Here is a 24,817-nt window from a genome sequence, read left to right on the forward strand (position 1 = left end):
CGGATTTTAGGCCTTGGGCTGTGCGCAGCCCGTGGGCTCAGGCATTCAGCGCGGGGCCGCGGCGTCGGCCACGAAGCCGATGCGCGAGAGCCCGGCCGATTGCGCCATGCCGATCAGCGAGACCACGCGGCCGTAGGGCACGCTGGCGTCGGCGCGCAACTGCACCTCGGTGGCCGGGTCGCGCTGCGCGGCCTCGAGCAGGCGCTGGCGCAGCGTGCTGTCGTCCACGGCCTGCCCGTCCCACTGCATGCGGCCCTGGCCGTCGACCGACAGCGACACGAAGGGGCCGGGTTCTGAGAGGGTGGCGGCCTTCGGCAGCTCGGCCTTCGGCAATTCAAGCGCCAGCCGATCGGCCATGAACGGCGCGGCAATGATGAAGATCACCAGCAGAACCAGCATCACGTCCACCAGCGGCGTGACGTTGATCTCGCTCATGGGTTTGTGGCCCACCGGTTTTTCAAGTCTGCCGAAACTCATGACGTGTGGACCATGAGTTCTCGCAAGTCACGAGCAAAACCCTCAAGGTCGGCCTCGATGCGCGCAATCTGGCGACCCAGCACGTTGTAGGCGAGCACGGCGGGGATCGCCACCACCAGACCGGCGGCCGTCATGACCAGCGATTCACCCACGGGGCCGGAGACCTGCTCGATGCGAAAACCGCCGTCCATCCCGATGCCGCTGAGCGCGTTGTAGATGCCCCAGACCGTGCCCAGCAGCCCCACGAAAGGCGCGGTGGAGCCCACGGTGGCCAGCAACACCTGGCCGTACTGCAGGCGGTGCAACACGCGGTGCAGGGCGTCGCGCAGCACGCGGGTGAGCTGCTGGGAGCGGTCCCCGGCGGCGGCCAGGGTGTGCGGAAGGGCATTGGCCAGCCCTTGTGCGGCCTGCAGCAGCGGCAGCACAAGTTGCTGCGCATCGAAGGTGGCCAGCCGGCGCTGCGCATCGTCCAGATCGGCAGCCTGCCAGAAGGCGGCGGTGCTCAGTTGCAGATCGCGCGCGGCGCGGCGCAGCAACCAGCTTTTCCAAAGGATCACCACCCAGCTCGCCACCGACATGGCCAACAGCAACAGCGCCACTGTGCGGCCCAGCAAATCGGCCTGCGCCAGCGTCTGCAGGAGACCCTGGCCCGCGCTGTCCATCATTTCAAGCCGAGCACGTCGAACATGTCGTACAGCCCGGCCGGCTTGCCAGCCAGGAAACGCACCGCACGCAGGCTGCCCTGCGCGTAGGTCGCGCGGCTGCTCGACTTGTGCGTGATCTCGATGCGCTCGCCGGTGCCGGCGAACAGCACGGTGTGGTCGCCCACGATGTCGCCACCGCGGATGGTGGCAAAGCCGATGCTGGACGGATCGCGCTCGCCCGTCACGCCTTCGCGCGCATAGACCGCGCAGTCCTTCAGGTCGCGTCCCAACGCGTCGGCGATCACCTCGCCCATCTTGAGCGCGGTGCCGCTGGGCGCGTCCACCTTGTGGCGGTGGTGCGCTTCGATGATCTCGATGTCGTAGCCGGTGGCCAGCGCCTTGGCCGCCATCTCCAGCAGCTTGAGCGTGACGTTCACGCCCACGCTCATGTTGGGCGCCATCACAATGGCGATCGACTTGGCGGCCTCGGCGATCTCGGCCTTCTGTTCGTCACTGAAACCGGTGGTGCCGATGACCGCATTGACGCCATGCTTCGCGCATTCGCGCAGGTGCGCCAGCGTGCCTTCGGGGCGGGTGAAGTCGATCAGCGCCTGGCTGTCGCCCAAGCCCCGGGCGAGATCGGCGGTGATGAGCACGCCGCTGGCCTGCCCGGCAAAACCAGCGGCATCCTGGCCCAGCATCGGGCTGGTGGCGATGTCAAGCGCGCCGGTGAGCTGGCAGTCCCCACTGGTGCGCACCGCTTCCACCAGCATCTGGCCCATGCGGCCGCTGGCACCGGCCACGCAAACGCGGTGCAGGCTCGCTGCGCCGCTCATCGAGTGGACCCCGGGGTCTCCAGGGGTGGGTAGCTCGTGGCCGGTGCCGCCGTGGGAGCGGCCGGCGTGGCGGGAGCGGTGGTCTTGTTGCGCTCGTCAAACGTCTTGAGCTGGGCCTCGGTGGCCTGCAGGGGCGGCACCTTGCCGAACTTGCGACCTGCGTCGAGCGAAGCCACGAACTCGGCCTCGGTGGGCAACTCGTCGGCCTCGAATTTTTCGAGCACGTCGGCCTTGAAGAACGCGGTCAGGCGACGCTGCTGCGGCGACTGGCCCTGGCGGCGGAAGGTGAACACATAGTCCCAGCGGTCGGCGTGGAACACGCTGGCCAGCAGCGGCGAGCCCAGGATGTCGCGCACCTGTTCGCGCGTCATGCCGGTCTGCAAGGCTGCGGCCTGCTCGCGCGTGACCACGTTGCCTTGAAGGATGTCGATCTTGTACGGGCTGACCAGGCTGGTGATGCCGGGCATGCGGCTGGTGACGCTGGAGCAAGCCGACAGGGCCGCCAGCGCGGCGAGCACGCAGATCACCTGAAGCGGTCTGCGCAGGCGCAGACCCGGGGTGGGCAGGGGGGCGCAATCGGGTGTGTGTTGGAGCATGGGATCTGACCGTGAAGGGGGCGCGCGCACAAGCGTTGCCGGGGCAAAAATGCAGCGTGCGCCAGACGCTGACGATATGATCCTTTCATTGTAGTCTTGGGGCCCGAAGACACTGCAACCACACCCGTCCGTCCGATACAGCGCCCTGCGCGCTCACCGCCATGACCAACATCGAAGAACTCAAGAGCACAGGCCTGAAAGCCACGCTGCCCAGGCTGAAGATCCTGGAGGTGTTTCAGAACGCCAAACAGCGCCACATGACGGCCGAAGACGTGTTTCGCGTGCTGCTTGAAGAACGCTCCGACATCGGTCTGGCCACGGTCTACCGCGTGCTCATGCAGTTTGAACAGGCCGGTCTGCTCACGCGCAGCAACTTCGAGTCTGGCAAGGCGGTGTACGAGCTCAACGAAGGCCAGCACCACGACCATCTGGTGTGCCTGGACTGCGGTCGGGTGGAAGAGTTTTTTGACGCGGAGATCGAGAAGCGCCAGCAGATGGTGGCCAAGACGCGGGGCTTCGTGCTGCAGGAGCACGCGCTGTCGCTCTACGCCAATTGCACCAAGACGGACTGCCCGCACCGCACACCTCCAGGCCACCACCGCTGAGGCGGTGCGACCTCACTCGCCGCGCGACATGGCTGCGCGGTGGCGAGAAACGAACTCCTGATAAGTGTCAATGCCGCGCAGTTGCAGGATGGTGTTGCGCACCGCGGCTTCCACCAGCACGGCGATGTTGCGACCGGCCACCACCTGGATCACGGCCTTGCGTACCGGCACGCCCAGCACGTCCTGGTACAGCGGTTCGTGGGGCATGCGCTCGTAGTCGCGTTCCATGGTTTCGCGGCGCACCAGGTGCACGATGAGCGAGAGCCGCATCTTGCGCCGCACCGCCGTCTCGCCAAAGATCGCCTTGATATCGAGCAGGCCGATGCCGCGCACTTCCAGCAAGTTTTGCAGCAATTCGGGACAGCGGCCTTCGATGCTGGTCTGGTTGATGCGGTAGAGGTCCACCGCATCATCAGCCACCAACCCATGGCCGCGCGAAATGAGTTCCAACCCGAGTTCGCTCTTGCCCAGGCCCGACTCGCCCGTGATCATCACACCCATGCCGAGGATGTCCATGAACACGCCGTGCATGGAAGCGCGGTCGGCGAAATGGCGCGAGAGGTAGGCGCGCAACACGTCGATGACGAACGCCGCCGACTCGTGCGTGGAGAACATCGGAATCTGTGCACGCTCGCACATGGCGGTGAGCGCATCGGGCGCGGCCTGCCCATCGGCCACCACCAGCACCGGCGGCTCCAGCGTGACGATGCGCGCCACGCGGCGCTTGTTGTCGTCTTCGCTCTGGCTCGTGAGGTAGGCGACTTCGCGCTCGCCAAACACCTGCACGCGGTAAGGGTGGATGTAATTGAGATAACCGACCAGATCAGCGCCTGAGCGTGCGGCGCGGATGGCCACTTCGTCGAACCGCCGTTCGGAGGCTCCAAGACCGGCAATCCATTGCCACTTCAGGGCGTCTCGATGGTCCTCGAACAGGACATCGGCGCTGACGACGGTGGGTTTCAAAGCGAGCGACCGGCCGCCGGGCCGCCCCAAGGCAGGTCAGCCCCTTTGGGGGGCAGCGACCCGTGAAACGGTGGAGTGTGGGGGCTCAAATCTCAGGCCGCAGCATGCGCCGATTGCCAGGACGTGATCAGTTTGTGCAGCGCGGCTGCGTCGGTGGAGGTCTTCATCTGTTCGCGCAGACCGCTGTCGCTCAACAATTCTGCAATCTCGGAGAGGATTTCCAAGTGCTTCTGCGTGGCCGCTTCGGGCACCAGCAGGAAGATCATCAGTTGCACCGGCAATTCATCGGGCGCGTCAAAGCCGATCGGGCTGGCCAGCTGGAACACGGCAGCCAATGGCTGCTTCAAACCTTTGATGCGCCCATGGGGGATCGCCACACCGTGACCCAGACCGGTCGAACCCAGACGCTCGCGGGCGAACAGGCTGTCGGTGATGAGCGCTCGATTGAGTCCGTGAAGGGTCTCGAAAAGCAAACCTGCTTCTTCGAATGCGCGTTTTTTGCTGGTTGCGTCCACGCTGACGAGCACTTGCGCGGCAGGCAATATGACAGATAGTCGGTTCATGTGAGCCCTCTTGGACCGCAAATTATGACCAGTTGAGCGGTGTTGGCTAGACTGAAGGCACAAAAAAGCCGCTTGACTTTCCAAGCGGCCTGCTGCAGTGCAGCATCGGGTTTTCCCTCACGGGCCGCAGCCCGTGACATTCATCACATCAAACGCTTGACCGTGTCGTGGTGGTGGTCTTGCGCCTTGCCTTTGTAACGAAGAACTTGCCGATCCAGTTTGTCGGCCAGTTCATCGACGGCAGCGTAAAGATCGGCGTGAGCGCTCTCGGCGAACAGGTCGCGGCCCTTGACGTGGATGTTGCATTCCGCTCGCTGCCTCAGGTCCTTTTCCTTGAGGTTGTCCACCGTCAACAGCACCTTCATGTCGACCACCTGGTCGAAATGTCGGGATATGCGTTCGAGTTTGCTGGTGACGTAACCGCGCAGGGCGGGTGTGACCTCAAGGTGGTGACCGCTGATCGTCAGGTTCATAAAAGAGCCTCCATATGCTCCGGGTTGAGACAAGCCGCCTGGGGCAAGACCTCCCGACGGCCACGGGGATGTCTTGAGCCCACTATGCACACGAAACCGCTGAGGCGCAAGCTGGCAAGGGCAACAAAGCGTGCGAACGCCCTGTATGTGACTGTTGTCATTCAGGCAGGCGCGTTCCGCGCTCATGGGGGTCCGGCTTGTTCTATGCTCGTGCGCATGCTCAGTGTCTCCCCCTCGCAAGACCGGCTGCTGCACGAGCAGGTGCGGTTGCTCGCGCGAAATGTCCCGGCCCTGGTTGTGGGTACGTTGGTGCTGGCCATCGGCACCGCTGCGCTGCTCCTGATGAACGGTCAGCCTTCCCAGTGGGTGCTGATCTGGCTGGGCGCCGTCGTGGCCTTGTGTGCGGTGCGGTCCTGGGGTGCATGGCGCTACCAGCGATCACAGCCAGATCAGGCGCAGGCGCCACGGTGGGCCCGCTGGTTCGTCCTGGCGTCGTTCGCCGCCGGATTGCTGTGGGGCTCGCTGACGGCCCTGTTCTTCAGCCCCGACGATCCGCACACGCAAGCGGTGCTGGTCATGATCCTGGCGTCCATCGTTGCCAGCGCCACCCAGTCGTTGGGGCCGTATTTCCCGGCGCACCTGGCTTTTGCCGTGCCCGCCATCGTGCCGCTGGCGTTGCGCAGCATGTTCAGCGGCGATGCGCGCACGATGACCGTGGGCCTGCTCGCACTGGTCTTTCTGTTGATGGCAGAGCTGTTTGCGCGACGCATTGCCTCGGCCATCGAAGAAGCGCTTCGCCTTCGGTTCGAAAACGACGCATTGGTGGCCGAACTTTCGCAGGCCAGAGACGCCGCCGAGGCCGCCAGCAAGGCCAAGACGCGGTTTCTGGCGACCGCCAGCCACGACCTGCGTCAACCGATCCATGCGATGAGCATGTTCGTCCCGGCCCTCAAGCGCATGGCACAAGAGGGCAGACTCTCTGCCCCGGCACTGGGGGACATGGCCGATCGCATGCAGTCGGCGCTGGGCAACATGGGGCAGTTGCTCAGCCGCTTGCTGGATGTCTCTCGACTGGATGCCGACGCGGTGCGCGTGACCCCGGAAGACTTCCCGCTGGAGCCCTTGCTGTCTGCGGTGGTGGACGAGGTGGCGGCGCAGGCCGAGGCCAAGGGGCTGCGGCTGCGCATGCACGATGGCGGCCTGTGGGTGCACAGCGATCCATCGGTGCTGCACACGATGCTGAGCAATCTGGTCAGCAACGCCGTTCGCTACACCGACCAGGGCGGCGTGCTGGTGTCGGCGCGCTCGCGAGGCGACAGTGTCGACATCCAGGTCTGGGATACGGGCATCGGCATTTCGTCGCACGAGTTGTCGCGCATCACCGAAGAGTTCTACCAAGGCAGCAATGCGCATGCGGACGGCAGCCAGACACGGGGGTTCGGACTGGGCATGGCGATCGTGCACCGATCAGCGCAATTGATCGGCGTGCGCCTGAGCTGGCGCTCGGCGCTGGGCAAGGGCTCGATGTTCTCCATCCGCACGCCCCGCGCGCAAGCCGGCCATCAACCAGCCACGCCCCTGCCATTTGAAGCCTCTGCATTGAAACCTGTCGGCGCGCGCATCGTGCTGGTCGTCGAAGAGAACCAGGACATCCTGGCGGCGATGTCCATTCTGCTGCGAAGCTGGGGACACGTCCCGCTGCAGGCGTCAAACGCGGAGGCGGCCGCCCGCATCGCTCTGGACCACCGGGACCAGCTGGACGCCGCCCTGGTCGACTTCCACCTGGCGCGGGACAGCAATGGACTCGCCGTGGCCCATCTCTTGCGCCAACACGCCAGACCCGACCTGGCGGTGGCCATCGTCACCGGAGACACCAGCACCGAGGTGATGAGCGCCGTGCTGGCGGCCGGCCTGACCGTGATGCACAAACCGGTTGACCCCGCAGAGCTGCAGCAGTTCATCGCGCACGCAAGCCGAGCTGCTCCTCCGCCGACCCGGTAATCCCATGTCGCTCGACACCATCATCACGCACAACATGTTGGCGCACTCATCACACGAGGTGAAGCCCGACGCGTGCGCGCTGGTGCTGATGGGTGGCGGCGCACGCACCGCCTACCAGGCCGGTGTGCTCAAGGCGCTGGCGGCGATGCAGCCACGAACCAGTCAGGCATTTCCGTTTCAGTGGTTGTTCGGCACCTCGGCAGGCGCACTCAACGCGGCCTACCTGGGCAGCATCGCCCTGCAAGGCCTGCCTGCACTGCCGCAGCTTGCAACCTTCTGGATGGGGCTGCGCTCGGAGCAGGTCTACCGGCTGGAAGCGCCGGGCTGGGTGCGCGCCAACCGGTTGGTGGCAGGCTGGACGCTGGCGCGTCAGGTCAAGCGCCACCGCGCGCTGCTCGACACGCTGCCGCTGGTGAACACACTGCACCGGGCGATCGATCTGCCGGGCCTGGAGTCCGCGCTGGAGCAAGGTGCCATCCACGCGCTGGGCGTGACCGCCTCCAGCTACACGAGCGGCGAACACTGGACCTTTTGCCAGACCCGCACCGGGAACTCGGTGCAGCCGTGGCACCGCCCGGGACGCCGGGCCGCATTCCACCCGATCACGATCGAACACCTGATGGCGTCCAGCGCCATCCCTTTCCTCTTTCCATCGGTGCCGCTGTGGGTCGAAGGCCACAAGGAGCACTTTGGCGATGGCTCGATGCGCCAGCTCTCGCCGCTGTCGCCCGCCATCCATTTCGGCGCGCGGCGGGTGCTGGTGATCGGCGTCGGGCAGCCCCAACGCTCGGGCATGGTGGCGCGTGCGGCGGGCGACCCCACGGCGGGCACCATCGCCGGCCACGCCATGGCCAGCGTGTTTCACGACACCTTGCAGGCCGATGTGGAGCAGGCCCAGCGCGTGAGCCAGACCTTGTCGCGTCTGCCCCCGGCTCTGGCCGCGGCCCTGCCCTACCGTCCGGTCGACGTGCTGGCCATCCAGCCGAGCTTTTCGCTCGATGAGCTGGCGCGCAAGCACATCGGCGAATTGCCCGCGCCCACCCGCAACACCTTGGCCGGGCTGGGCGCGCTGGACACCGCGCGCGGCGCGGCCGGCAGTGCTGCTTCGCTGGCCAGCTACCTGCTGTTTGAGCCGGGTTTCGTGCATGCACTCATCGAGCTCGGCGAACACGATGCCTGGCGCCGAAAGGACGAACTGATGCGTTTCATGGCGCCTCACGCACCGCTTCCAGAAACAGTGTCGGTGCCATAATTCGCCGGTCGAATCCACCCACGGAGAGCCTCATGGACAGCACGCCCCCCAGTTGCGTGCTTTCAGCCACCCCCGTCACCGTCTGACCGCTGCGCCTGGCGCAGCCCACTGGATCGGGCGGTCCGCTGGCTGAAAGCACCCTACCCGCCTTCGGGCCCGCCTGCGCGGCCCCGCCCTTTCAGACAGCAGACTTCGCCGGGAGCGCTCCATGCTCAACGTATTCACCCTGGCCAATGGCCGCCTCTTCCAGGAAGAGATCGAGTCGCTCGAAGAGCTGGCTCAATTCAAGCCGATCTGGGTCGACCTGGAAGACCCCACGCCCGAAGAGCGCCGCTGGGTCAAGCAGCACTTCGGCCTGTCGATTCCCGAAGACGCGATGGACGAGGACATCGAGGAGTCGGCCCGTTTCTTCGAGGAAGACAACGGCGAGCTGCATGTGCGCTCCGACTTTTTGATCGACGACGAGGAAGACCCGCGCGCGGTGCGGGTGGCCTTCATCCTGAACGAGCACAACGACACCCTCAAAAGCCAGGGCGTGCTGTTCTCCATCCACGACGAGGACGTGCCGGTGTTCCGCCTGCTGCGCATGCGCGCGCGGCGCATGCCGGGGCTGATCGAGGACGCCAAGGACGTGCTGCTGATGCTGTTCGACGCCGATGCCGAGTACTGCGCCGACACGCTGGAAGACATCTACGACGAGATCGAGACGGTGAGCAAGCAGGTGCTCAACAGCAACGCCTCGGACAACCTGCTGAGCGAGGCGCTCTCTGCCATCGCGCGCCACGAAGACATGTCGGGCCGCATCCGCCGCAACGTGATGGACACGCGCCGCGCGGTCAGCTTCATGATGCGCAGCCGCCTGCTGAGCGCCGAACAGTTTGAAGACGCGCGCCAGATCCTGCGTGACCTGGACTCACTCGACAGCCACACCGCTTTCCTGTTCGACAAGATCAACTTTTTGATGGACGCGACGGTTGGCTTCATCAACATCAACCAGAACAAGATCATCAAGATCTTCTCGGTGGCCAGCGTTTCGCTGCTGCCGCCCACGCTGGTGGCCAGCAGCTACGGCATGAACTTCGCATTCATGCCCGAGCTGCAGTGGCACTACGGTTACCCGCTGGCGCTGGCGCTGATGGTGCTGTCAGCCGTGGTGCCGATGCTGTACTTCCGCAAGCGTGGTTGGTTGAGGTAGCGCGGCTCAGGGCTGTGTCAACAACGCGTCGATGATTGCGCTGCTGTAGCGGCTGGCCACTTCGCGCAGGAAACGCGGAAAGTCCACGTGCGCGGCGTCGTCGGCGCGGTCGGAGATGGTGCGCACCACCGCCAGCGGCACGCTGTAGTCGTGACATACCTGGGCGAAGGCCGCACCTTCCATTTCCACCGCGAGCGCCTCGGGCAACGCTTCGCACAGGGCTTGGCTTTCGGTGGTGGTCGAGACGAAGCGATCGCCGCTGATCAGCAGGCCTTGGTGGCAGCGTGGCGCTTGCAAGCCGAAGGCATTCAACACGTCGGTCCCGAACTGCGACGGCAGTGTGCGCAGCACCTGCTCGCTGGCGCGCAACAGCTGCGTGGTCAGCGCCGGGTCGGCGTCGAAGGTGGAGCGGCCATAACCGGGCACCTCGTGGCGCGGAAAGATGGGCGAGGCGTCCATGTCGTGCTGCAGAAACCGCTGCGCCACCACGACGTCGCCCACGTTGATGCCGTCCCCCAGACCGCCGGCCACGCCGGTGAACACGATGCGCTGCACGCCGAAGCGCTCGATCAGGGTGGTGGCCGTGGTGGCTGCGGCCACCTTGCCAATACCGGAGAGCACGGCCACCACCTCGTGCCCGTGCAGGTGGCCGCGCCAGAACGTGCGCCCACCCACAGTTTGCTGCTGCTCGTCAGGCATGAGCGCCAGCACGGCGGCCAGCTCTTCGTGCAGCGCGCTGACGAGGGCGGTGGGGCCTGCCACTATTTCTTGTCGCGCAACTCGCGGCGCAGGATCTTGCCTACGGGGGTCTTGGGCAACTCGGTGCGGAACTCCACCACCTTGGGCTGCTTGTAGCCCGTGAGGTTGGCCTTGCAGTAGTCGCGAACCTGGGCCTCGGTCAGCGCCGCGTCCTTCTTGACGATCACCAGCTTGACCGCTTCACCCGACTTGTCGTCGGGCACACCGACCACGGCGCACTCCATCACACCGGGCAGCTGCGCCACCACGTCTTCCACCTCGTTGGGGTACACGTTGAAGCCGCTGACCAGCACCATGTCTTTCTTGCGGTCGACGATTTTGAAGTAGCCGCGCTCGTCCATCACGCCCACGTCGCCGGTCTTGAAGTAACCATCCGGCGTCATGACCTTGGCGGTCTCGTCAGGCCGCTGCCAGTATCCCGCCATGACCTGCGGGCCCTTGATGGCGATCTCGCCGGGCTGGCCCAGTGGCACTTCGTTGCCATCGTCATCCAGGCACTTCATCCAGGTGTTGGGCAGGGGCAAGCCGATGGTGCCGCTGTAGGCGGTGCTTGTGGTCGGATTGCAGGTGGCCGACGGGCTGGTCTCGGACAAACCGTAGCCTTCGCAGATGGGGCAACCGGTCTTCTCCAGCCAGAGCTTGGCCACGGCGCCTTGCACCGCCATGCCGCCGCCCACCGAGACCTTGAGGTTGCTCCAGTTCACGGTGTTGAAGTCGGGGTGGTTGGCCAATCCGTTGAACAAGGTGTTGACCGCGGGGAAGCTGTGGAAGGTCTGCTTGCTCAGCTCTTTCAAAACCGCCGGCAGATCGCGCGGATTGGGGATCAGGATGTTCATGGCGCCGGTGCGCATGCCCAGCATCATGTTCACCGTGAACGCGAAGATGTGATACAGCGGCAAGGCGCACACGCTGGTGGGCTGCTCACCCTCGGGCACACGCTTCATCACCGGCTCGTTCCACGCGTCGGACTGCAGCAGGTTGGCGATCACGTTGCGGTGCAGCAGCACCGCGCCCTTGCTCACGCCGGTGGTGCCGCCGGTGTACTGCAACACGGCCATGTCGTCGGGCTTGATGTCGGGACGCTTGAGCGTGCCGCGTGTGCCCTTGGCAATGGCTTCGTTGAAGCGCACGGCCTGGGGCAGGTTGAAGGCGGGCACCATCTTCTTGACGTTGCGCACCACGTAGTTCACCAGCGCGCCCTTGAGCAGGCCGAGCTGGTCACCCATGGCGGTGAGCACCACGTGTTTCACCGGCGTGTTGGCAATGCATTGCTGCAAGGTGCTGGCGAAGTTCTCGATGATGACGATGGCCTTGGCGCCCGAATCCTTGAGCTGGTGTTCCAGCTCGCGCGGCGTGTAGAGGGGATTGACGTTGACCACCACCAGGCCCGCACGCAGGATGCCGGCCACCGCCACCGGGTACTGCGGCACGTTGGGCATCATGATGGCCACACGATCGCCCTTGACCAGCCCCAGGCCCTGCAGATAAGCCGCGAAGGCCAGAGACAGGCTGTCGGTCTGAGCAAATGTGATCTGCTTGCCCATGAAGCTGTAGGCTGGCCGGCTGGCGAACTTGCCGAAGCTCTCTTCCATGAGGTGCACCAGCGAGCTGTATTGCGCCACGTCGATGTCGGCGGGCACACCGGGTGAATACGAGCCCAGCCAGGGACGGTCGGCCGTTGAGTCGGTCATTCGGAATTTCCTCATTCTTGTGGATACAGCTGCCGCGCATTGTCTGTGGAAAGCAGGGCACGGGTCCTCGTGTTTTTCCCTTACGCGTGGGCTGGCAGGCTACCTCAAAACCGCATGGCAGGCTGCCGGACTGCTACAAGAACCAGAGAGCCGGTGTCGCGACCGGCACTCACTTGGCCCGTGGTGTGTCCAGATGCTCGCCGATGGCCACGCAGGTCCGCCCGATCTCTGAAGCAAAGCGGGCGATCTCATCGGGGTCGCGCACCCCCGTTCGCAGGTGCTCCTCCAAATGGCTGGCGACCTGGGCGGCCGCCATCAGCGCCAGTGCCGAAGCGCTGCCCCGCGTCTTGTGCACATGACGAATGAGGTCCTCATTCCCCAACGCATCGGCACGCTGCGCCTCGTCCTCATGCTCCTGTACAAAGCGGTGGAGGTGGTGACGATAGTGCCCAAGGTCTTGCCACAGTTGCAATCCCACATTGAAGTCGACCAGCAACAGTTCACCAGAAGACACCGTGGACGTCCCTGGCGGCGGTGAATCGGCGGCCATCCCTTCGCTCTCGACAAGGCCCCTGCCGAGGCGGAACAGCAGACGAACAAGGCCCTCGACATCAAACGGCTTGGTGACCACGGCGTCCATGCCAGCACCCAGTGCTGCTTCCCGCTGCTCGTTGAAGGCACTGGCCGTCAACGCCACGATGGGCAAGGTCTCGCACCCCGGCAGTTGGCGGATCCGTGACGTCGCCTGCATCCCGTCCATTCCCGGCATCTGCAGATCCATCAGCACGATGTCGCACACACTCCGGTCGACCTGCAGGATGTCCACCGAGGTCTGTCCGTCGGCAGCCGTGATGACGGAAGCTCCGTGGCTGGCGAGAATGCTGCTGGCCAGCTCCCGGTTGGTGTCGTTGTCATCCACCACCATCACACGGATGCCCCGCAGGGGAGCGGACTCACTTCTCGTCTTGCCGTCCGTCTCCGGTGACCGACCGCAGCGACGCAGGGCTCTGTCGACACTTTCTCGAAGAGTTGAGGGCGTCACGGGCTTCACAAGCAACGCATCGAGCACCCCTTGGTCCACCAGCGATTCCAGAGCGAGCGCCTCCCGGGCGCGGGTCACCGCCACCAGCCCCAGGCTCCGTCCCGCCGTGGCGTCGCGGAGCTGGCGTGCCAGCGCAGGACCAGCGCCGTCGTCCGACCCCCATTCGATCAGGACCACATCCGCCACGGGGTCCACTCCGCGCCCGACCACCGCCGGAGCACCCGCCTCGCCGATTGCCACATTGGACACGCCCCAGTCGAGCCGATGACAGATTTGAATCAGGTTGTCTCTGGTGCGCTCATGGGCCATCGCCAGCAACACCTGCCGCCGCGCAAACGCCTCGGACGCCGGCCACTCGCTATCAGTGGCCAGTCCGACCTCAACAGTGAACCTGAATGCGCTGCCACGCCCCTTGGTGCTTTCCACAACGATCTCGCTGTGCATCAGCTCCACCAGTTGCTTGGAAATCGACAGGCCCAACCCGGTACCGCCAAAGCGCCGCGAGGTCGACACTTCGGCTTGCGTGAAAGGCTTGAAGAGGGACGCCACCTCTTCGCGGGTCATGCCGATGCCGGTGTCCTCCACCGAGAACCGCAGGGTGACGCGGTCGCGAACCTTGTCAATCACCCTGACCGACAGTTCAACGTGACCTTCGTGGGTGAACTTCAGCGCGTTGCCGGCCAGGTTGATGAGGACCTGCTCGATCCGGAATGCGTCGCCCACCAGGTGCTGGACTCCCATGGGCAGAGGCGCAACCAGCACTTCCACGGCCTTGCTCGAGACCACCGAACCCATGATGACGGCGACGTTGTCGAGCACCTTTTGCAGATCGAACGGGGCGTGCTCGATCTTGAGCAAACCTGCCTCGATCTTGGAGAAATCCAGGATGTCGTTGATCAAATTCAGGAGCGAGTGACCGGCGCGTGCGATCTTTTCGAGTTTTTCTCGCGTGGAGATTTCGCGGGTTTCGCGCTCCGCCAGATACGCCATGCCCAGCACCGCGTTGAGCGGCGTGCGAATTTCATGGCTCATGTGGGCCAGAAACTCACCTTTGGCCCGCGATGCCGCCTCGGCCGCTTCACGCGCGCGTCGCTCGACCTCGGCACGCCGCCTTTCCGTCTGGTCCAGCACGTACGTGACCCGCAACTGTTGTTCGCGGTCCAGCATGGCTGACCCCACCAGCACAGGAACCCGCCGTCCGTCGCGATGGAGCAACTCCTTTTCGTAAGCGCCGCATGCGCCTGTGAGGCGGATCTCTTCTGCGGTTCGTTGGTCGGCCTCTTCATGGCCCGGCGGTGTCAGATGGTTCCAGCGCACGTGGCCAGTCAACAGGTCGGAGCGCGAGTAACCCAGCATGTCGAGGAAGGCGTCGTTGGCCGCTTCAATGCGCCCGTCGTCATGCCAGAACAGCACGCCGATGATGTTGGACTCCACCAGACGATGGATCCGGTCCTGGTGGGCGCGCAATTCGCCGATGTCCCGCCCCACCAGAAGCACGCTGCCGACACGATTCAGGCTGTCGAACTCGGGGGTGAGACTGACCAGAAAGCACGCCGGGCGACCCTTTGTGTCGGTCCAGCTCAACTCCATGTGCTGCGGCTCACCCCGTCGAAGGCAAGCACGCATCCGGTGCTGGAGCTCTTCGCCCGGTGTCGATCCCAAGCAATCCCCCGGCGTCATCCCGATCAACTCGGCGGGCTCACGGTGCGTGCGTTCGGCGAGCGCGGGATTCGCGTAGAGGCAGCAAGAACTGGCATCGAACCGCGCGATGAGGTCGGGCGAGTTCTCGACCAATGTGCGGAACTGGCGCTCCTTTTCTTCGAGCGCCTCCTGCAGGGCCAGTCGGGCCGAGACATCACGCGAAACGGTGATGAAGTGCGGCGCCTCTCCTTCGCCCATCGGCATTTTGGAAACCGACAGTTCGTACCAATGCCGCCCCTGGGCGGTGTCGACAGAGATCACTTTGCCGAACGAAAGGCCTCTTTCGTCGGCCTCGCGAAACGCCGCCTTGGCGATCGCTGCACTGGCGGGCGAAAGCACCTCGTCAAGCGTACGCCCCAGCATGAAATCTCGCGACGACGCGAGCAGTTCAGGGTTCTTCGTCCACGTGTTGAGGTAGCGCCCCTCAGCGCTGCCCTCAAACAGAAAGTCCGGAAAGGCATCAACAATGCCCTGCACGAACGCGAGGGTTCGCTTCAACTCCTGCTCGACATCCCCACGCGGATTGAGTTCGCCGGAGGACAGCACCAGGAAGCGCTGTTCGCGCAGTGTCAGCCCCTGAAGACGGAAGTTCGTCGCAACGCGACGACCATCTGCGGCTTCGTGCCACGACTGCCATTGAGTTGAAGCGCCGGGTCGCCAGCGAGGATGCGCAGCATCCGACCATTCCCGCCAGAGGGCCGCGTCGATGTCGTGAACGCTCGCCTGCAACAGCTGCTGGCGATCACAGCCACGCCATTGGCACGCCGCGTCGTTCGCGAACACAACTCTGCCGGCTTCGTCGGCGATCATGATCACCGACGGATAGGCATTGAGCCATCCGAGCAGCAACGCCGGCACCGGGTCGGACATCGCGTCTGCAGAGGCGGGTGGGTTCCAATGTTCCACAGTCCCTCACGTCCTGCGCTTTGGAAATCTCAGTCTAAGTCAGGTTGGAACCGGCCGCCATCCCATGCACGCCTCACCCTTCGCGCCATCGCCCCGATCAGGCGCCCCTCACTCGATCGCCTTCGTCATGTCCTCGACGACCTTCTTGGCGTCGCCAAAGACCATCATGGTCTTGTCCATGTAGAACAGTTCGTTGTCCAGGCCGGCATAGCCCGCGGCCATGGAGCGCTTGTTCACGATCACCGTCTTGGCCTTGTAGGCCTCCAGGATCGGCATGCCATAGATCGTGCTGCCCTTTTGCAGAGCAGCCGGGTTCACCACGTCGTTGGCGCCCAGGATGATGGCCACGTCGGCCTGGCCGAACTCGCCGTTGATGTCTTCCATCTCGAACACCTGGTCGTACGGCACCTCGGCTTCGGCCAGCAGCACGTTCATGTGCCCCGGCATGCGCCCGGCCACCGGGTGGATGGCGTACTTCACCGTGATGCCTTTTTCGGTCAGCTTGTGCGCGAGCTCTTTCACCGCATGCTGCGCGCGCGCCACCGCCAGACCGTAACCCGGCACGATCACCACGGTCTCGGCGTTGCCCAGCACGAAGGCCGCGTCGTCGGCGCTGCCGCTCTTGACCGGCCGCGCTTCGGCCTTGGCGCCACCGGCGGTTGCCGCTTCCCCACCGAAGCCACCCAGGATCACGTTGAAGAACGAGCGGTTCATCGCCTTGCACATGATGTAGCTCAGGATCGCGCCCGACGAGCCCACCAGCGAACCGGCGATGATCAGCATGGAATTGTTCAGGCTGAAGCCGATGCCCGCAGCTGCCCAACCCGAGTAGCTGTTGAGCATGGACACCACCACCGGCATGTCGGCGCCGCCGATGGGGATGATGATCAGCACGCCCAGGATGAAGCCCAGCGCGATCACCAGCACGATGTCGATCCAGCTCTGCGAATGCCAGAAGCCAAAAATGAAGAAGACGGTGGCCAGGCCCAGCAGCAGGTTGAGCTTGTGCTGGCCGGCGAACTGCACCGGCGCGCCCTGGAACAGGCGGAACTTGTACTTGCCCGAGAGCTTGCCGAAGGCGATCACCGAGCCGCTGAAGGTGACCGCGCCGATGAAGGCGCCCAGCGCGAGCTCGATGCGGTTGCCGCCGGGAATGCCCTCGCCCTTGGCAACGATGCCGAAGGCCCAGGGCTCGGCCACCACGGCCACGGCGATGCAGACCGCGGCCAGGCCGATCATGCTGTGCATGAAAGCGACCAGCTCGGGCATCTTGGTCATCTCCACCCGGTTGGCCATGATGGCACCAATGGTGCCGCCCACCAGCAGCCCGCCCAGCACCCAGACCATGCCTTCGGCCTTGCCGCCGGCGAGCTCCACGATGAGCGCGGCCGTGGTGAGGATGGCGATGGCCATGCCGGTCATGCCGAAGATGTTGCCCCGGATGGAGGTGGTGGGATGCGACAGGCCTTTGAGGGCCTGGATGAAGAAGACGCTGGCCACCAGGTACAGCAGCGTGACGAGGTTCAGGGACATTATTGGGCCCCCACGTTCGTCACTGGCGCCTTGCGTTCTTTCTTCTTGAACATCTCCAGCATTCGCCGCGTGACGAGGAATCCACCAAACACATTGACCGCGGCCAGCGCAACCGCCAGCACGCCCATGGTCTTGCCCAGGTTCGTTTCGGTGAGGGCTGCAGCCAGCATGGCGCCGACGATCACGATGGCCGAGATCGCGTTGGTCACGGCCATCAGTGGCGTGTGCAGCGCGGGCGTGACGTTCCACACCACGTGGTAACCCACGTAGATGGCCAGCACGAAGATGATGAGGTTGAGAACGGTGGGGGATACGGCTTCCATGGTCTTTTCCTTGTTGTCTCTTCGCTGGGTTCAGCTTTTGCGTTTCACTTCACCGCCCTGCGCCATCAGGCAGGCCGCGACGATGTCGTCTTCCATGTCCACGTGCAGCGCGCCGTCCTTGTTGACGATGAGCTTGAGGAAATCGAGCACGTTGCGCGCGTAGAGCGCCGAGGCATCGGCGCCGACCATGGCGGCCAGGTTGGTTTCGCCGACGATGGTCACACCGTGCTTGACGACCGTGCGGTCGGTCTCGGTGATCGGGCAGTTGCCACCGACACCGTTGGCACCCTTGCCAGCGGCGATGTCCACGATCACGCTGCCAGGCTTCATCGACTGGACCATGTCTTCGGTGATGAGCACGGGCGCAGCACGCCCGGGAATCAGTGCGGTGGAGATCACCACGTCGGCCAGCGCCACGCGCTTGGCCACTTCGATCTTCTGACGCTCCAGCCAGCTCGGCGGCATCGGCCGGGCATAACCACCCACACCCTCGGCCGCTTCCTTCTCTTCAGCGGTCTCGTAAGGCACGTCGATGAACTTGCCGCCCAGCGACTCGACTTGTTCCTTCACGCTCGGGCGCACGTCCGACGCTTCGATCACGGCGCCCAGGCGCTTGGCCGTGGCAATGGCCTGCAGACCCGCAACGCCCACGCCCAGAATCACGACGCGCGCGGCCTTGACCGTGCCGGCGGCCGTCATGAGCATGGGGAAGAAGCGCTGGTAGTGGTGGACCGCCAACATCACGGCCTTGTAGCCGGCGATGTTGGCCTGCGAGGACAGCACGTCCATGCTTTGCGCACGGGTGGTGCGGGGTGCCGCTTCCAGTGCAAAAGCGGTGAGGCCGGCACGCGCCATGCGCTGCAGGCCGTCGCCGTCGAAGGGGTTGAGCATGCCGACCACGGTGGCGCCGGGCTTCATCAGGGTCAGCTCGTTGTCGAACGGGGTGCGCACCTTGAGCACCAGGTCGCAACCCAGCGCGCCCGCAGCGTCGGTGATCTCGGCGCCCACCGCGGTGTACGCCGCGTCGGTCACGCTGGCGGCCACGCCGGCCCCGGATTGAACGCGAACCGTGTGGCCCTGCGCCACGTATTTCTTTGCCGTCTCGGGCGTGACGGCTACGCGGGTCTCGCCCACTGTCGTTTCAGCGGGTACGCCAATCAGCATGAAGGTCTCCTCAGTATCTGGGCAGTTGCCCCGCGGCACGCGGGTTCCGGGCTGGGACGCATTCTAGTCCGCGCAATCGCATCAGGCCGACGCGATGCCGAATCGCTCGCCCGTCAAGCCATCCATGTCGATGGCGGGTGATCGACCCGCCAGGATGTCGGCCACGATGCGGCTGGTGCCGCACGCCTGTGTCCAGCCATTGGACCCGTGCCCGCTGTTCAGGAACAGATTGGGCCAGTGCGTGCGACCCAGCACGGGTGGGCCATCGGGTGTCATGGGCCGCAGTCCCGCCCAGGTTTCCACACGATCGAAGTCCAGCCCCACCGGAAAGAACTCGCGCACCACATTCACCAGCATGTCGCGCTGCTCGGGGTCGGTGCTCAGGTCGTAGCCGCCGAGTTCACCCATGCCGGCGGCGCGCACGCGACCACCCAGGCGCGAAATCATGACCTTGTTGTGCTCGTCCATCAGCGCCGTCTGGAAGTCGGGGCCGTCGTCCTGCACGGGCACCGTGATCGAGTAGCCCTTGAGCGGATACACCGGCAGCCGGATGCCCAGCGGTCGCAGCAGCCGGGGTGCAAAGCTGCCCAGCGCCACCACATAGGCATCGGCCACCAGGCGTTGCGGCCCGGCTTGAACACCGGTGATCGCCGCGGCCTCGTGCTCGATCGCGTGGACCGGGGTGTCAAACAGGAACCGCACACCGCGCGCCACCAGATGCTGGTGCAGCGCTTTCGAAAATTTGTGGCTGTCGCCGGACGCATCCGACGGCAGGTGCAGGGCGCCGGCGATGGGGGCGCTGCGCTGCGCCAACGCCGGCTCCAGCGCATCCACCTCGCCCGCGTTCAGCAGGCGCCACGCGATGCCCAATTCCTCCAGCGCCCGCGCCGACAGGCGCCCCAGCTCCAGCTCTTCCGGGGTGCGGAACAGCTGCAGCACGCCATCGCTGTGGAAGTCGAAGCCGTCCAGGCCGGCCTCGTCGACCAGCGTGCGCAGGCAGGCCAGGCTGTAATGCGCCACGCGCTGCATGCGCAGCTTGTTCCGGCGAAAACTCTCCACATTGCAATTGGCCACCCAACGCGCCAGCCAGGTCCACTGATGGAGATCGGGCTGCGGCCGGAAACGGATCGGCGAGCGCGGCGTCAGCGACAGGCGCAGCGCCTTGGCCACCATGCCGGGCGCGGCCCACGGGCCCGCGAAGCTGGGGCACAGACCGCCGGCATTGCCGTAGCTGGCCTCCAGCCCCGGGCCGCCCTGGCGGTCCACCACCGTCACCTCGTGTCCGTCGCGCCACAGGTAGTAGGCCGTCGCCATGCCGACGACGCCGGCCCCGAGCACCAGGACTCGCATGTGCGCTTATTCGATCTTGATGTTGGCCTTTTCGATGATGGCTTGGTACTTGGTCATCTCGCTGGCAATGAACTTGTCGAAATCCGCGGCGTTGCGGTAGGCCACGTCGAAGCCCAGACCGTTGAGCTTGGTCTTGAGCGCCGGGTCCTGGGCCGCCTTGGCTGTGGCGGCCTCCAGGGTCTTGAGGATAGGCGCGGGCAACTTGGCCGGCGCCCACAGGCCGTACCAGGAATAGAACTCGAAGTCCTTCAGGCCGGCTTCGCGCATGGTGGGCACGTCGGGCAGCAAGGGGCTGCGCTCGGCACCGGTCACCGCCAGTGCACGCAGCTTGCCCGCCTTCACATGGGGCAGGGACGACAGGAAGGGGTCCATCATGGCGTGCACCTGGCCCCCGATCAGATCTTGCAACGCTGGCGCCGCGCCCTTGTACAGAACGATGGGAATGCCGCTCTTGGACAGGCCCGTTTCGTACAGGAACTGGGCCACGCCCAGGTGGCCCGCCGAGCCGTAGCCGCTGGTGACGAAGCTGAACTTGTCGGGCGCTGCCTTGACCACGCTCACCAGTTCCTGGACCGTATTGGCAGGCACCTGGGGGTTGACGCTGAAGATCAGCGCGCCCTGGGCCACCATGCCGATGGCGGTGAAGTCCTTCACCGCGTCGTACTTGATGGTGCTCTTGTAGAGCAGCGGGTTGATCGAGTGGATGGACGCGTTGAAGTACAGCGTGTAGCCATCCGCGTCGGTGCGCGCCACCGACGCGGCGCCGATCATGCCGGAGGCACCCGCGCGGTTTTCGACGATCACGCTTTGCCCGAGCTCCGAGGCCAGGCGCTCGGCCAGGGTGCGGGCCACGCCGTCCACCGCGCCGCCGGGTGCATGGGGCACCACGATGGTGATGGGTCGGACCTTGGGGTAGGGGGTTTGCGCGGCGGCCTGCGGGGCCTGCAGCAAGGTGAGCGCGGCGGCGCCGGCCAGGGCGGCGCCATGTTGGACAAAAAGGCGGCGAGTGGAGCGTTTCATGATGACCCTTGAAGATGGAATGGAAAAGGATGCAGTCAATTTGTCCCCTGGCTGCCGGTCTGCGCCGGCTCAGGTGCTCAGAAAGTGCCCGGGTACGAACCCCCGTCGATCAGGATGTTCTGTCCCGTGATGTACCCGGCCTGCGCCGAGCAGATGAAGCCGCACAGCGCGCCGAGTTCGGCGGCTTCGCCGTAGCGCCCGGCCGGGTTGTTGGTGCCGCGCTCGTGCCACAGCTGTTCGAAGGTCTTGCCGGTGCTCTCCAGCATGCCGAGGATGTGGTGGCGCTGGGCGTCGGTCGCGAACACGCCGGGCAGCAGGTTGTTGATGGTGACGTTGTGCCGCACGGTCTGCCGCGCCAGCCCGGCCACGAAGCCCACCAGGCCGGAACGCGCGCCGTTGGACAGGCCCAGTTCGAGCTGCGGCGTCTTGACGCTGCGCGAGACGATGTTCACGATGCGCCCGAAGCGGCGCTCCATCATCCCGTCCACCGTGCGCCGCATCATCTCGATCGGCCCGAGCATCATCGAGTCGATCGCCGCATGCCAGTCGGCCACGGTCCAGGTGCGGAAATCGCCGGGCGACATGCCGTCGGCGTTGTTGATCAGGATGTCCGGCGCCGGGCAGGCCGCGAGCGCGGCGTCGCGCCCGGCATCGGTCGTGATGTCGGCCGACACCCAGCGCACGGGCTGGCCGGTCTGCGCCGAGATCTCGGCCGCGGCCTGTTCCATGGTGGCCACGGTGCGGGCGGCGATCACCACCTGCACGCCGTCAGACGAGAGCTGCGCCGCGCAGGCCCGCCCCATGCCCTTGCTGCCACCGAACACCAGCGCCGTCTTGCCTGCGATTCCCAGATCCATGGTGGTGACCTTCGTATCAGACCGACTTGAGCGCGGGCGAGCTCCAGCCGTATTTCTTGTCGAGCTCCAGTTCCTTGACGATGCGCAGGCCCTTGAGCAGGGGCTCGCCTTCCAGGCCCTTGAGCGGCTTGCGCAGTTCGCCGGCCGGCATGCCCAGGGCGCGCATCAGCGACTTGATGGCGACCGGGTTGATGGCCGAGTACGAGTAGTGCAGCATGGGCAGCAGGCCGAGGTAGGCATCGCGGAAGCTCACCGACACCTCGGGTGTGGTCCAGGGGCGGGAGATGGTGGCGATCTCCGCCGGCGCGATGTTGCCGGTCATGTTGGCGGTGCCATGGCCGCCCAGGCTCATGGTGGGCACCACCAGGCCGAGGTTGGGCGAGTCGCAGCACATCACCGCCACATCGGGCCGCGCGCGCAGCACCTGCGCCACCTGGCCGACCCGCGTGGTCGACTCCTTGTGCACCACGTAGTTGGGGTGCTTGAAGATGCGCAGCAGGTTGTCCCAGTGCAGGTCGGTCTTCACGCGTGGCGGGTTGTTGTACAGGCCCAGCGGCAGATCGGTCGCGTCGGCCACCTCCAGGAAGTAGTCCTCCAGGTCGGCTTCGGGGCCGCAGATGTAGGCCGGGGCCGCCAGGATGGCGCCATCCGCCCCGTTGGCGTTGGCGAACTTCAGGTAGTCGATGGTGGTCTGCGTGTTGTTGCCGGTGCAGCCGTAGAAGAACTTCATCTTGCCGGTCTTCATCTTGGCCGTCTCGGCAATGATGGTCTCGCGCTCCTTCTGCGACAGCATCGACACCTCACCGGTGGAACCCATGATCAGCACCGCGCTGGTGCCATGGTCTTCCTGGAACTTCAGCAGGCTGCGAAAGGCACCGAAGTCGGGGCTACCGTCCTGGTTGAACGGGGTGATCAGCGCGACGAAGGAGCCTTCAATTTTCATCTTGGCCATGGTCATTCATTCCTTATCAGTTGAGACAGTCGCCAGTTCGGCATTCCAGGGGAAACGATGGTACCCAGATACAGCCGTGCGGCGGAGACACATTCGTTGTGAGCTTATGCCGCGCGTGCCAGGTCGGGCTCAGGCAGGCGGCCCGGCGAGCGACGGCGCGTCATGCACGCCAGCGCCTGCGCCAGGTCGTCGATGAGATCGTCTACATCTTCCAGCCCCACATGCAAGCGCAATGCCTGCCCGCGCCAGGGCCAGCGTGCCCCGGTGTGGGCAGCACCCGGGGTGAAGGGCACCACCAGGCTTTCGAAACCGCCCCAGGAGACCCCGAGGCCGAAGAACTTCAGGTTGTCCACGAACGCCGCGACATCCTCGGGCGACGAGGTCTTGAGCACCACCGAGAACAGGCCACAGGCGCCGGTGAAATCACGCTTCCACAGCGCGTGCCCGGGGTGGTCCGGCAGGGCCGGGTGCAGCACCGCCTCGACCTCCTCGCGCCCCTGCAACCACTGGGCCACGCGCAGACCCGATTGCCCGTGCTGACGCAGTCGAACGCCCATGGTGCGCAGCCCGCGCAAGGCCAGGTAGGCCTCTTCGGGACCGGCCGTCTGCCCCATGTCCTGCGTCACCTGGCGCATCAGCGGCCACACCTCGCGCGAGCAGGTGGCCACGCCCAGCATCGCATCGGAATGGCCCACGATGTATTTGGTGGCGGCCTGCACCGACACATCGACACCGTGCTGGAACGGCTTGAAGAACAGCGGCGTGCCCCAGGTGTTGTCCATCACCACGCGGGCGCCATGGCGGTGCGCCACCGCCGCGATGGCGGGAATGTCCTGGATCTCGAAGGTCTCCGAACCCGGCGACTCGACATACACCACGCGGGTGTTGGGCCGCATCAGCTTCTCGATGCCGGCGCCGATGCGCGGGTCGTACAGCGTCATCTCCACGCCGTAGCGCGACAGCACGCGGGCGAGGAAGGTGCGGGTGGGCGAATAGGCGCTGTCGGTGACCAGCACATGGTCGCCCGCCGACAGCAGCGCCGTCAGCGTGGTGACGATGGCCGCCAGCCCCGAGGGGAAGAGCAGCGAGCGGTGGCCTCCTTCGAGCTGGGCCACGGCATCTTCCAGCGCGTGGGTGGTGGGCGTGCCGAAACGGCCATAGGTGCTGACGCCGGCCACATCGTTGGCGCGGTCCGTCTTCTTCTGCTCCCATTCGGCCATGGAGCTCGACAGGATGGTCGAGCCTCGAAACACCGGGGTGTTGACCATGCCGCCGAAGCGTTCGGGATCACGCCCGAGCGAGACCAATCGGGTACTTTCTTTCATGCGTTGCACTCCTTGCTGATGACCCAGTCTAGGAGCGGCGGCAGTGACGATTCTTTCGTTGTTGCCCTCATTCCGGCTTCAAAAGTGAAAAAAATTTACCATGGCTGTTTCAACAATCATGGACACACCATGGACAAAAAAGACCGCAGCATCCTCGCCCTGTTGCAGACCGATGCGCGGCTGTCGGTCAGCGACATCGCCGAGCGCATCAGTCTCTCCACCACGGCCTGCTGGAAACGCGTGCAGCGTCTGCACGAAGAGGGCTTCATCCGCCAGCAGGTCTGCCTGCTGGACAGCGCGAAGCTCGGCCTGGGCGTCACGGTGTTCGTCTCCATCAAGACCAGCCACCACGACCTGCAATGGCTGCGCCGCTTCGCGCTGGGCGTGCGCGACCTGCCCGAGGTGGTGGAGTTCTATCGCATGAGTGGCGAGACCGACTACCTGCTCAAGGTGGTGGTGCCCGACATCCAGGGCTTCGACCGCGTGTACAAGAAGCTCATCCAGATCGTGGACCTGTTCGACGTCAGCTCCAGCTTCGCGATGGAAGAAATCAAATACACCACCGCGCTGCCGCTGGACTACATCTGAG

The 24,817-nt window shown here is 65.2% G+C and carries 23 protein-coding genes; 5 read left to right on the forward strand and 18 right to left on the reverse strand.

The genetic code is table 11. The features are described 5' to 3' along the window. Nucleotides 1–45: 45 nt before the first annotated feature. Genes IV113_RS07830 through IV113_RS07845 form a run of 4 tightly spaced genes read right to left on the reverse strand, consistent with a single transcriptional unit; the run spans nucleotide 46 to nucleotide 2,553 of the window. Entirely contained in the window at nucleotides 46–477 is a 432-nt protein-coding gene (locus IV113_RS07830; protein WP_291082659.1) for a biopolymer transporter ExbD, read from the reverse strand. Beyond that, nucleotides 474–1,139: a MotA/TolQ/ExbB proton channel family protein gene (locus tag IV113_RS07835; protein ID WP_291082662.1), complete on the reverse strand. Its 666-nt coding sequence runs from the start codon at nucleotides 1,137–1,139 to the stop codon at nucleotides 474–476. The genes IV113_RS07830 and IV113_RS07835 overlap by 4 nt, the downstream gene beginning before the upstream one ends. Beyond that, nucleotides 1,139–1,957, reverse strand: coding sequence for a 4-hydroxy-tetrahydrodipicolinate reductase (gene dapB / locus IV113_RS07840; RefSeq protein WP_291082665.1), 819 nt, complete (start codon nucleotides 1,955–1,957; stop codon nucleotides 1,139–1,141). Before dapB ends, IV113_RS07835 begins: the two co-directional genes overlap by 1 nt. Next, the gene (locus IV113_RS07845) at nucleotides 1,954–2,553 is read right to left on the reverse strand and encodes an outer membrane protein assembly factor BamE (protein WP_291082668.1); all 600 of its coding nucleotides are present in this window, start codon (nucleotides 2,551–2,553) and stop codon (nucleotides 1,954–1,956) included. The genes dapB and IV113_RS07845 overlap by 4 nt, the downstream gene beginning before the upstream one ends. Before the next feature lie 161 nt (nucleotides 2,554–2,714). Between IV113_RS07845 and fur the strand changes: the two genes are divergently transcribed. Beyond that, nucleotides 2,715–3,158, forward strand: coding sequence for a ferric iron uptake transcriptional regulator (gene fur, locus IV113_RS07850; protein WP_291082671.1), 444 nt, complete (start codon nucleotides 2,715–2,717; stop codon nucleotides 3,156–3,158). A 12-nt stretch (nucleotides 3,159–3,170) separates the two neighbouring features. Here the strand turns inward: fur and hprK are convergent, their stop codons facing one another. From hprK to raiA, 3 genes are all read right to left on the reverse strand, one after another. After that, nucleotides 3,171–4,121 (reverse strand): HPr(Ser) kinase/phosphatase, encoded by a 951-nt coding sequence (gene hprK, locus IV113_RS07855; RefSeq protein WP_291082674.1) that lies wholly within the window; start codon nucleotides 4,119–4,121, stop codon nucleotides 3,171–3,173. A gap of 92 nt (nucleotides 4,122–4,213) precedes the next feature. Beyond that, nucleotides 4,214–4,684, reverse strand: a complete 471-nt coding sequence (locus IV113_RS07860; protein WP_291082679.1) for a PTS sugar transporter subunit IIA — start codon at nucleotides 4,682–4,684, stop codon at nucleotides 4,214–4,216. A gap of 143 nt (nucleotides 4,685–4,827) precedes the next feature. Next, nucleotides 4,828–5,157, reverse strand: coding sequence for a ribosome-associated translation inhibitor RaiA (gene raiA / locus IV113_RS07865; RefSeq protein ID WP_291082686.1), 330 nt, complete (start codon nucleotides 5,155–5,157; stop codon nucleotides 4,828–4,830). Nucleotides 5,158–5,373: 216 nt separating this feature from the next. Between raiA and IV113_RS07870 the strand changes: the two genes are divergently transcribed. The 3 genes from IV113_RS07870 to corA all read left to right on the forward strand — a co-directional run bounded on the left by IV113_RS07870 (nucleotide 5,374) and on the right by corA (nucleotide 9,605). Further along, on the forward strand, nucleotides 5,374–7,158 hold the full coding sequence (locus IV113_RS07870; RefSeq protein WP_291082689.1) for an ATP-binding protein: 1,785 nt from the start codon (nucleotides 5,374–5,376) through the stop codon (nucleotides 7,156–7,158). 4 nt (nucleotides 7,159–7,162) lie between these two features. After that, nucleotides 7,163–8,410 (forward strand): patatin-like phospholipase family protein, encoded by a 1,248-nt coding sequence (locus tag IV113_RS07875; protein ID WP_291082691.1) that lies wholly within the window; start codon nucleotides 7,163–7,165, stop codon nucleotides 8,408–8,410. Nucleotides 8,411–8,618: 208 nt separating this feature from the next. Further along, on the forward strand, nucleotides 8,619–9,605 hold the full coding sequence (gene corA / locus IV113_RS07880) for a magnesium/cobalt transporter CorA (protein WP_291082694.1): 987 nt from the start codon (nucleotides 8,619–8,621) through the stop codon (nucleotides 9,603–9,605). Nucleotides 9,606–9,611: 6 nt separating this feature from the next. On the opposite strand, the gene IV113_RS07885 is transcribed toward corA, so the two are convergent. The 11 genes from IV113_RS07885 to metC all read right to left on the reverse strand — a co-directional run bounded on the left by IV113_RS07885 (nucleotide 9,612) and on the right by metC (nucleotide 24,228). After that, nucleotides 9,612–10,367, reverse strand: a complete 756-nt coding sequence (locus tag IV113_RS07885) for a 5'-methylthioadenosine/adenosylhomocysteine nucleosidase (protein ID WP_291082697.1) — start codon at nucleotides 10,365–10,367, stop codon at nucleotides 9,612–9,614. Further along, entirely contained in the window at nucleotides 10,367–12,055 is a 1,689-nt protein-coding gene (locus tag IV113_RS07890; RefSeq protein WP_291082700.1) for a long-chain-fatty-acid--CoA ligase, read from the reverse strand. Before IV113_RS07890 ends, IV113_RS07885 begins: the two co-directional genes overlap by 1 nt. 169 nt (nucleotides 12,056–12,224) lie before the next feature. Next, a complete protein-coding gene (locus tag IV113_RS07895; protein ID WP_291082703.1) occupies nucleotides 12,225–15,668 on the reverse strand; it encodes a PAS domain-containing protein in 3,444 nt (1,147 codons plus the stop codon). Between the two features lie 144 nt (nucleotides 15,669–15,812). Next, the gene (locus tag IV113_RS07900) at nucleotides 15,813–17,237 is read right to left on the reverse strand and encodes an NAD(P)(+) transhydrogenase (Re/Si-specific) subunit beta (RefSeq protein WP_291082706.1); all 1,425 of its coding nucleotides are present in this window, start codon (nucleotides 17,235–17,237) and stop codon (nucleotides 15,813–15,815) included. Next, the gene (locus IV113_RS07905; protein WP_291082709.1) at nucleotides 17,237–17,560 is read right to left on the reverse strand and encodes an NAD(P) transhydrogenase subunit alpha; all 324 of its coding nucleotides are present in this window, start codon (nucleotides 17,558–17,560) and stop codon (nucleotides 17,237–17,239) included. The genes IV113_RS07900 and IV113_RS07905 overlap by 1 nt, the downstream gene beginning before the upstream one ends. 30 nt (nucleotides 17,561–17,590) lie before the next feature. Further along, nucleotides 17,591–18,724 carry a Re/Si-specific NAD(P)(+) transhydrogenase subunit alpha gene (locus IV113_RS07910; protein WP_291082712.1) on the reverse strand — a complete coding sequence of 378 codons (1,134 nt, stop codon included), beginning with the start codon at nucleotides 18,722–18,724 and terminating at the stop codon, nucleotides 17,591–17,593. Nucleotides 18,725–18,805: 81 nt separating this feature from the next. Beyond that, a complete protein-coding gene (locus tag IV113_RS07915; RefSeq protein WP_291082715.1) occupies nucleotides 18,806–20,074 on the reverse strand; it encodes a D-amino acid dehydrogenase in 1,269 nt (422 codons plus the stop codon). Between the two features lie 6 nt (nucleotides 20,075–20,080). Continuing rightward, nucleotides 20,081–21,094 carry a tripartite tricarboxylate transporter substrate binding protein gene (locus IV113_RS07920; protein WP_291082718.1) on the reverse strand — a complete coding sequence of 338 codons (1,014 nt, stop codon included), beginning with the start codon at nucleotides 21,092–21,094 and terminating at the stop codon, nucleotides 20,081–20,083. A gap of 77 nt (nucleotides 21,095–21,171) precedes the next feature. Further along, nucleotides 21,172–21,951, reverse strand: coding sequence for an SDR family NAD(P)-dependent oxidoreductase (locus IV113_RS07925; RefSeq protein WP_291082721.1), 780 nt, complete (start codon nucleotides 21,949–21,951; stop codon nucleotides 21,172–21,174). A gap of 16 nt (nucleotides 21,952–21,967) precedes the next feature. Then, nucleotides 21,968–22,903: a 4-hydroxy-tetrahydrodipicolinate synthase gene (locus IV113_RS07930; RefSeq protein ID WP_291082724.1), complete on the reverse strand. Its 936-nt coding sequence runs from the start codon at nucleotides 22,901–22,903 to the stop codon at nucleotides 21,968–21,970. 104 nt (nucleotides 22,904–23,007) lie between these two features. After that, nucleotides 23,008–24,228: a cystathionine beta-lyase gene (gene metC / locus IV113_RS07935; RefSeq protein ID WP_291082727.1), complete on the reverse strand. Its 1,221-nt coding sequence runs from the start codon at nucleotides 24,226–24,228 to the stop codon at nucleotides 23,008–23,010. 129 nt (nucleotides 24,229–24,357) lie between these two features. Here metC and IV113_RS07940 point away from each other — a divergent pair, with 129 nt between their 5' ends. Beyond that, entirely contained in the window at nucleotides 24,358–24,816 is a 459-nt protein-coding gene (locus tag IV113_RS07940) for an Lrp/AsnC family transcriptional regulator (RefSeq protein ID WP_291082730.1), read from the forward strand. Nucleotide 24,817: the final 1 nt, after the last annotated feature.

Source organism: Hydrogenophaga sp., from assembly GCF_018780385.1.
Lineage (GTDB): Bacteria > Pseudomonadota > Gammaproteobacteria > Burkholderiales > Burkholderiaceae_C > Hydrogenophaga.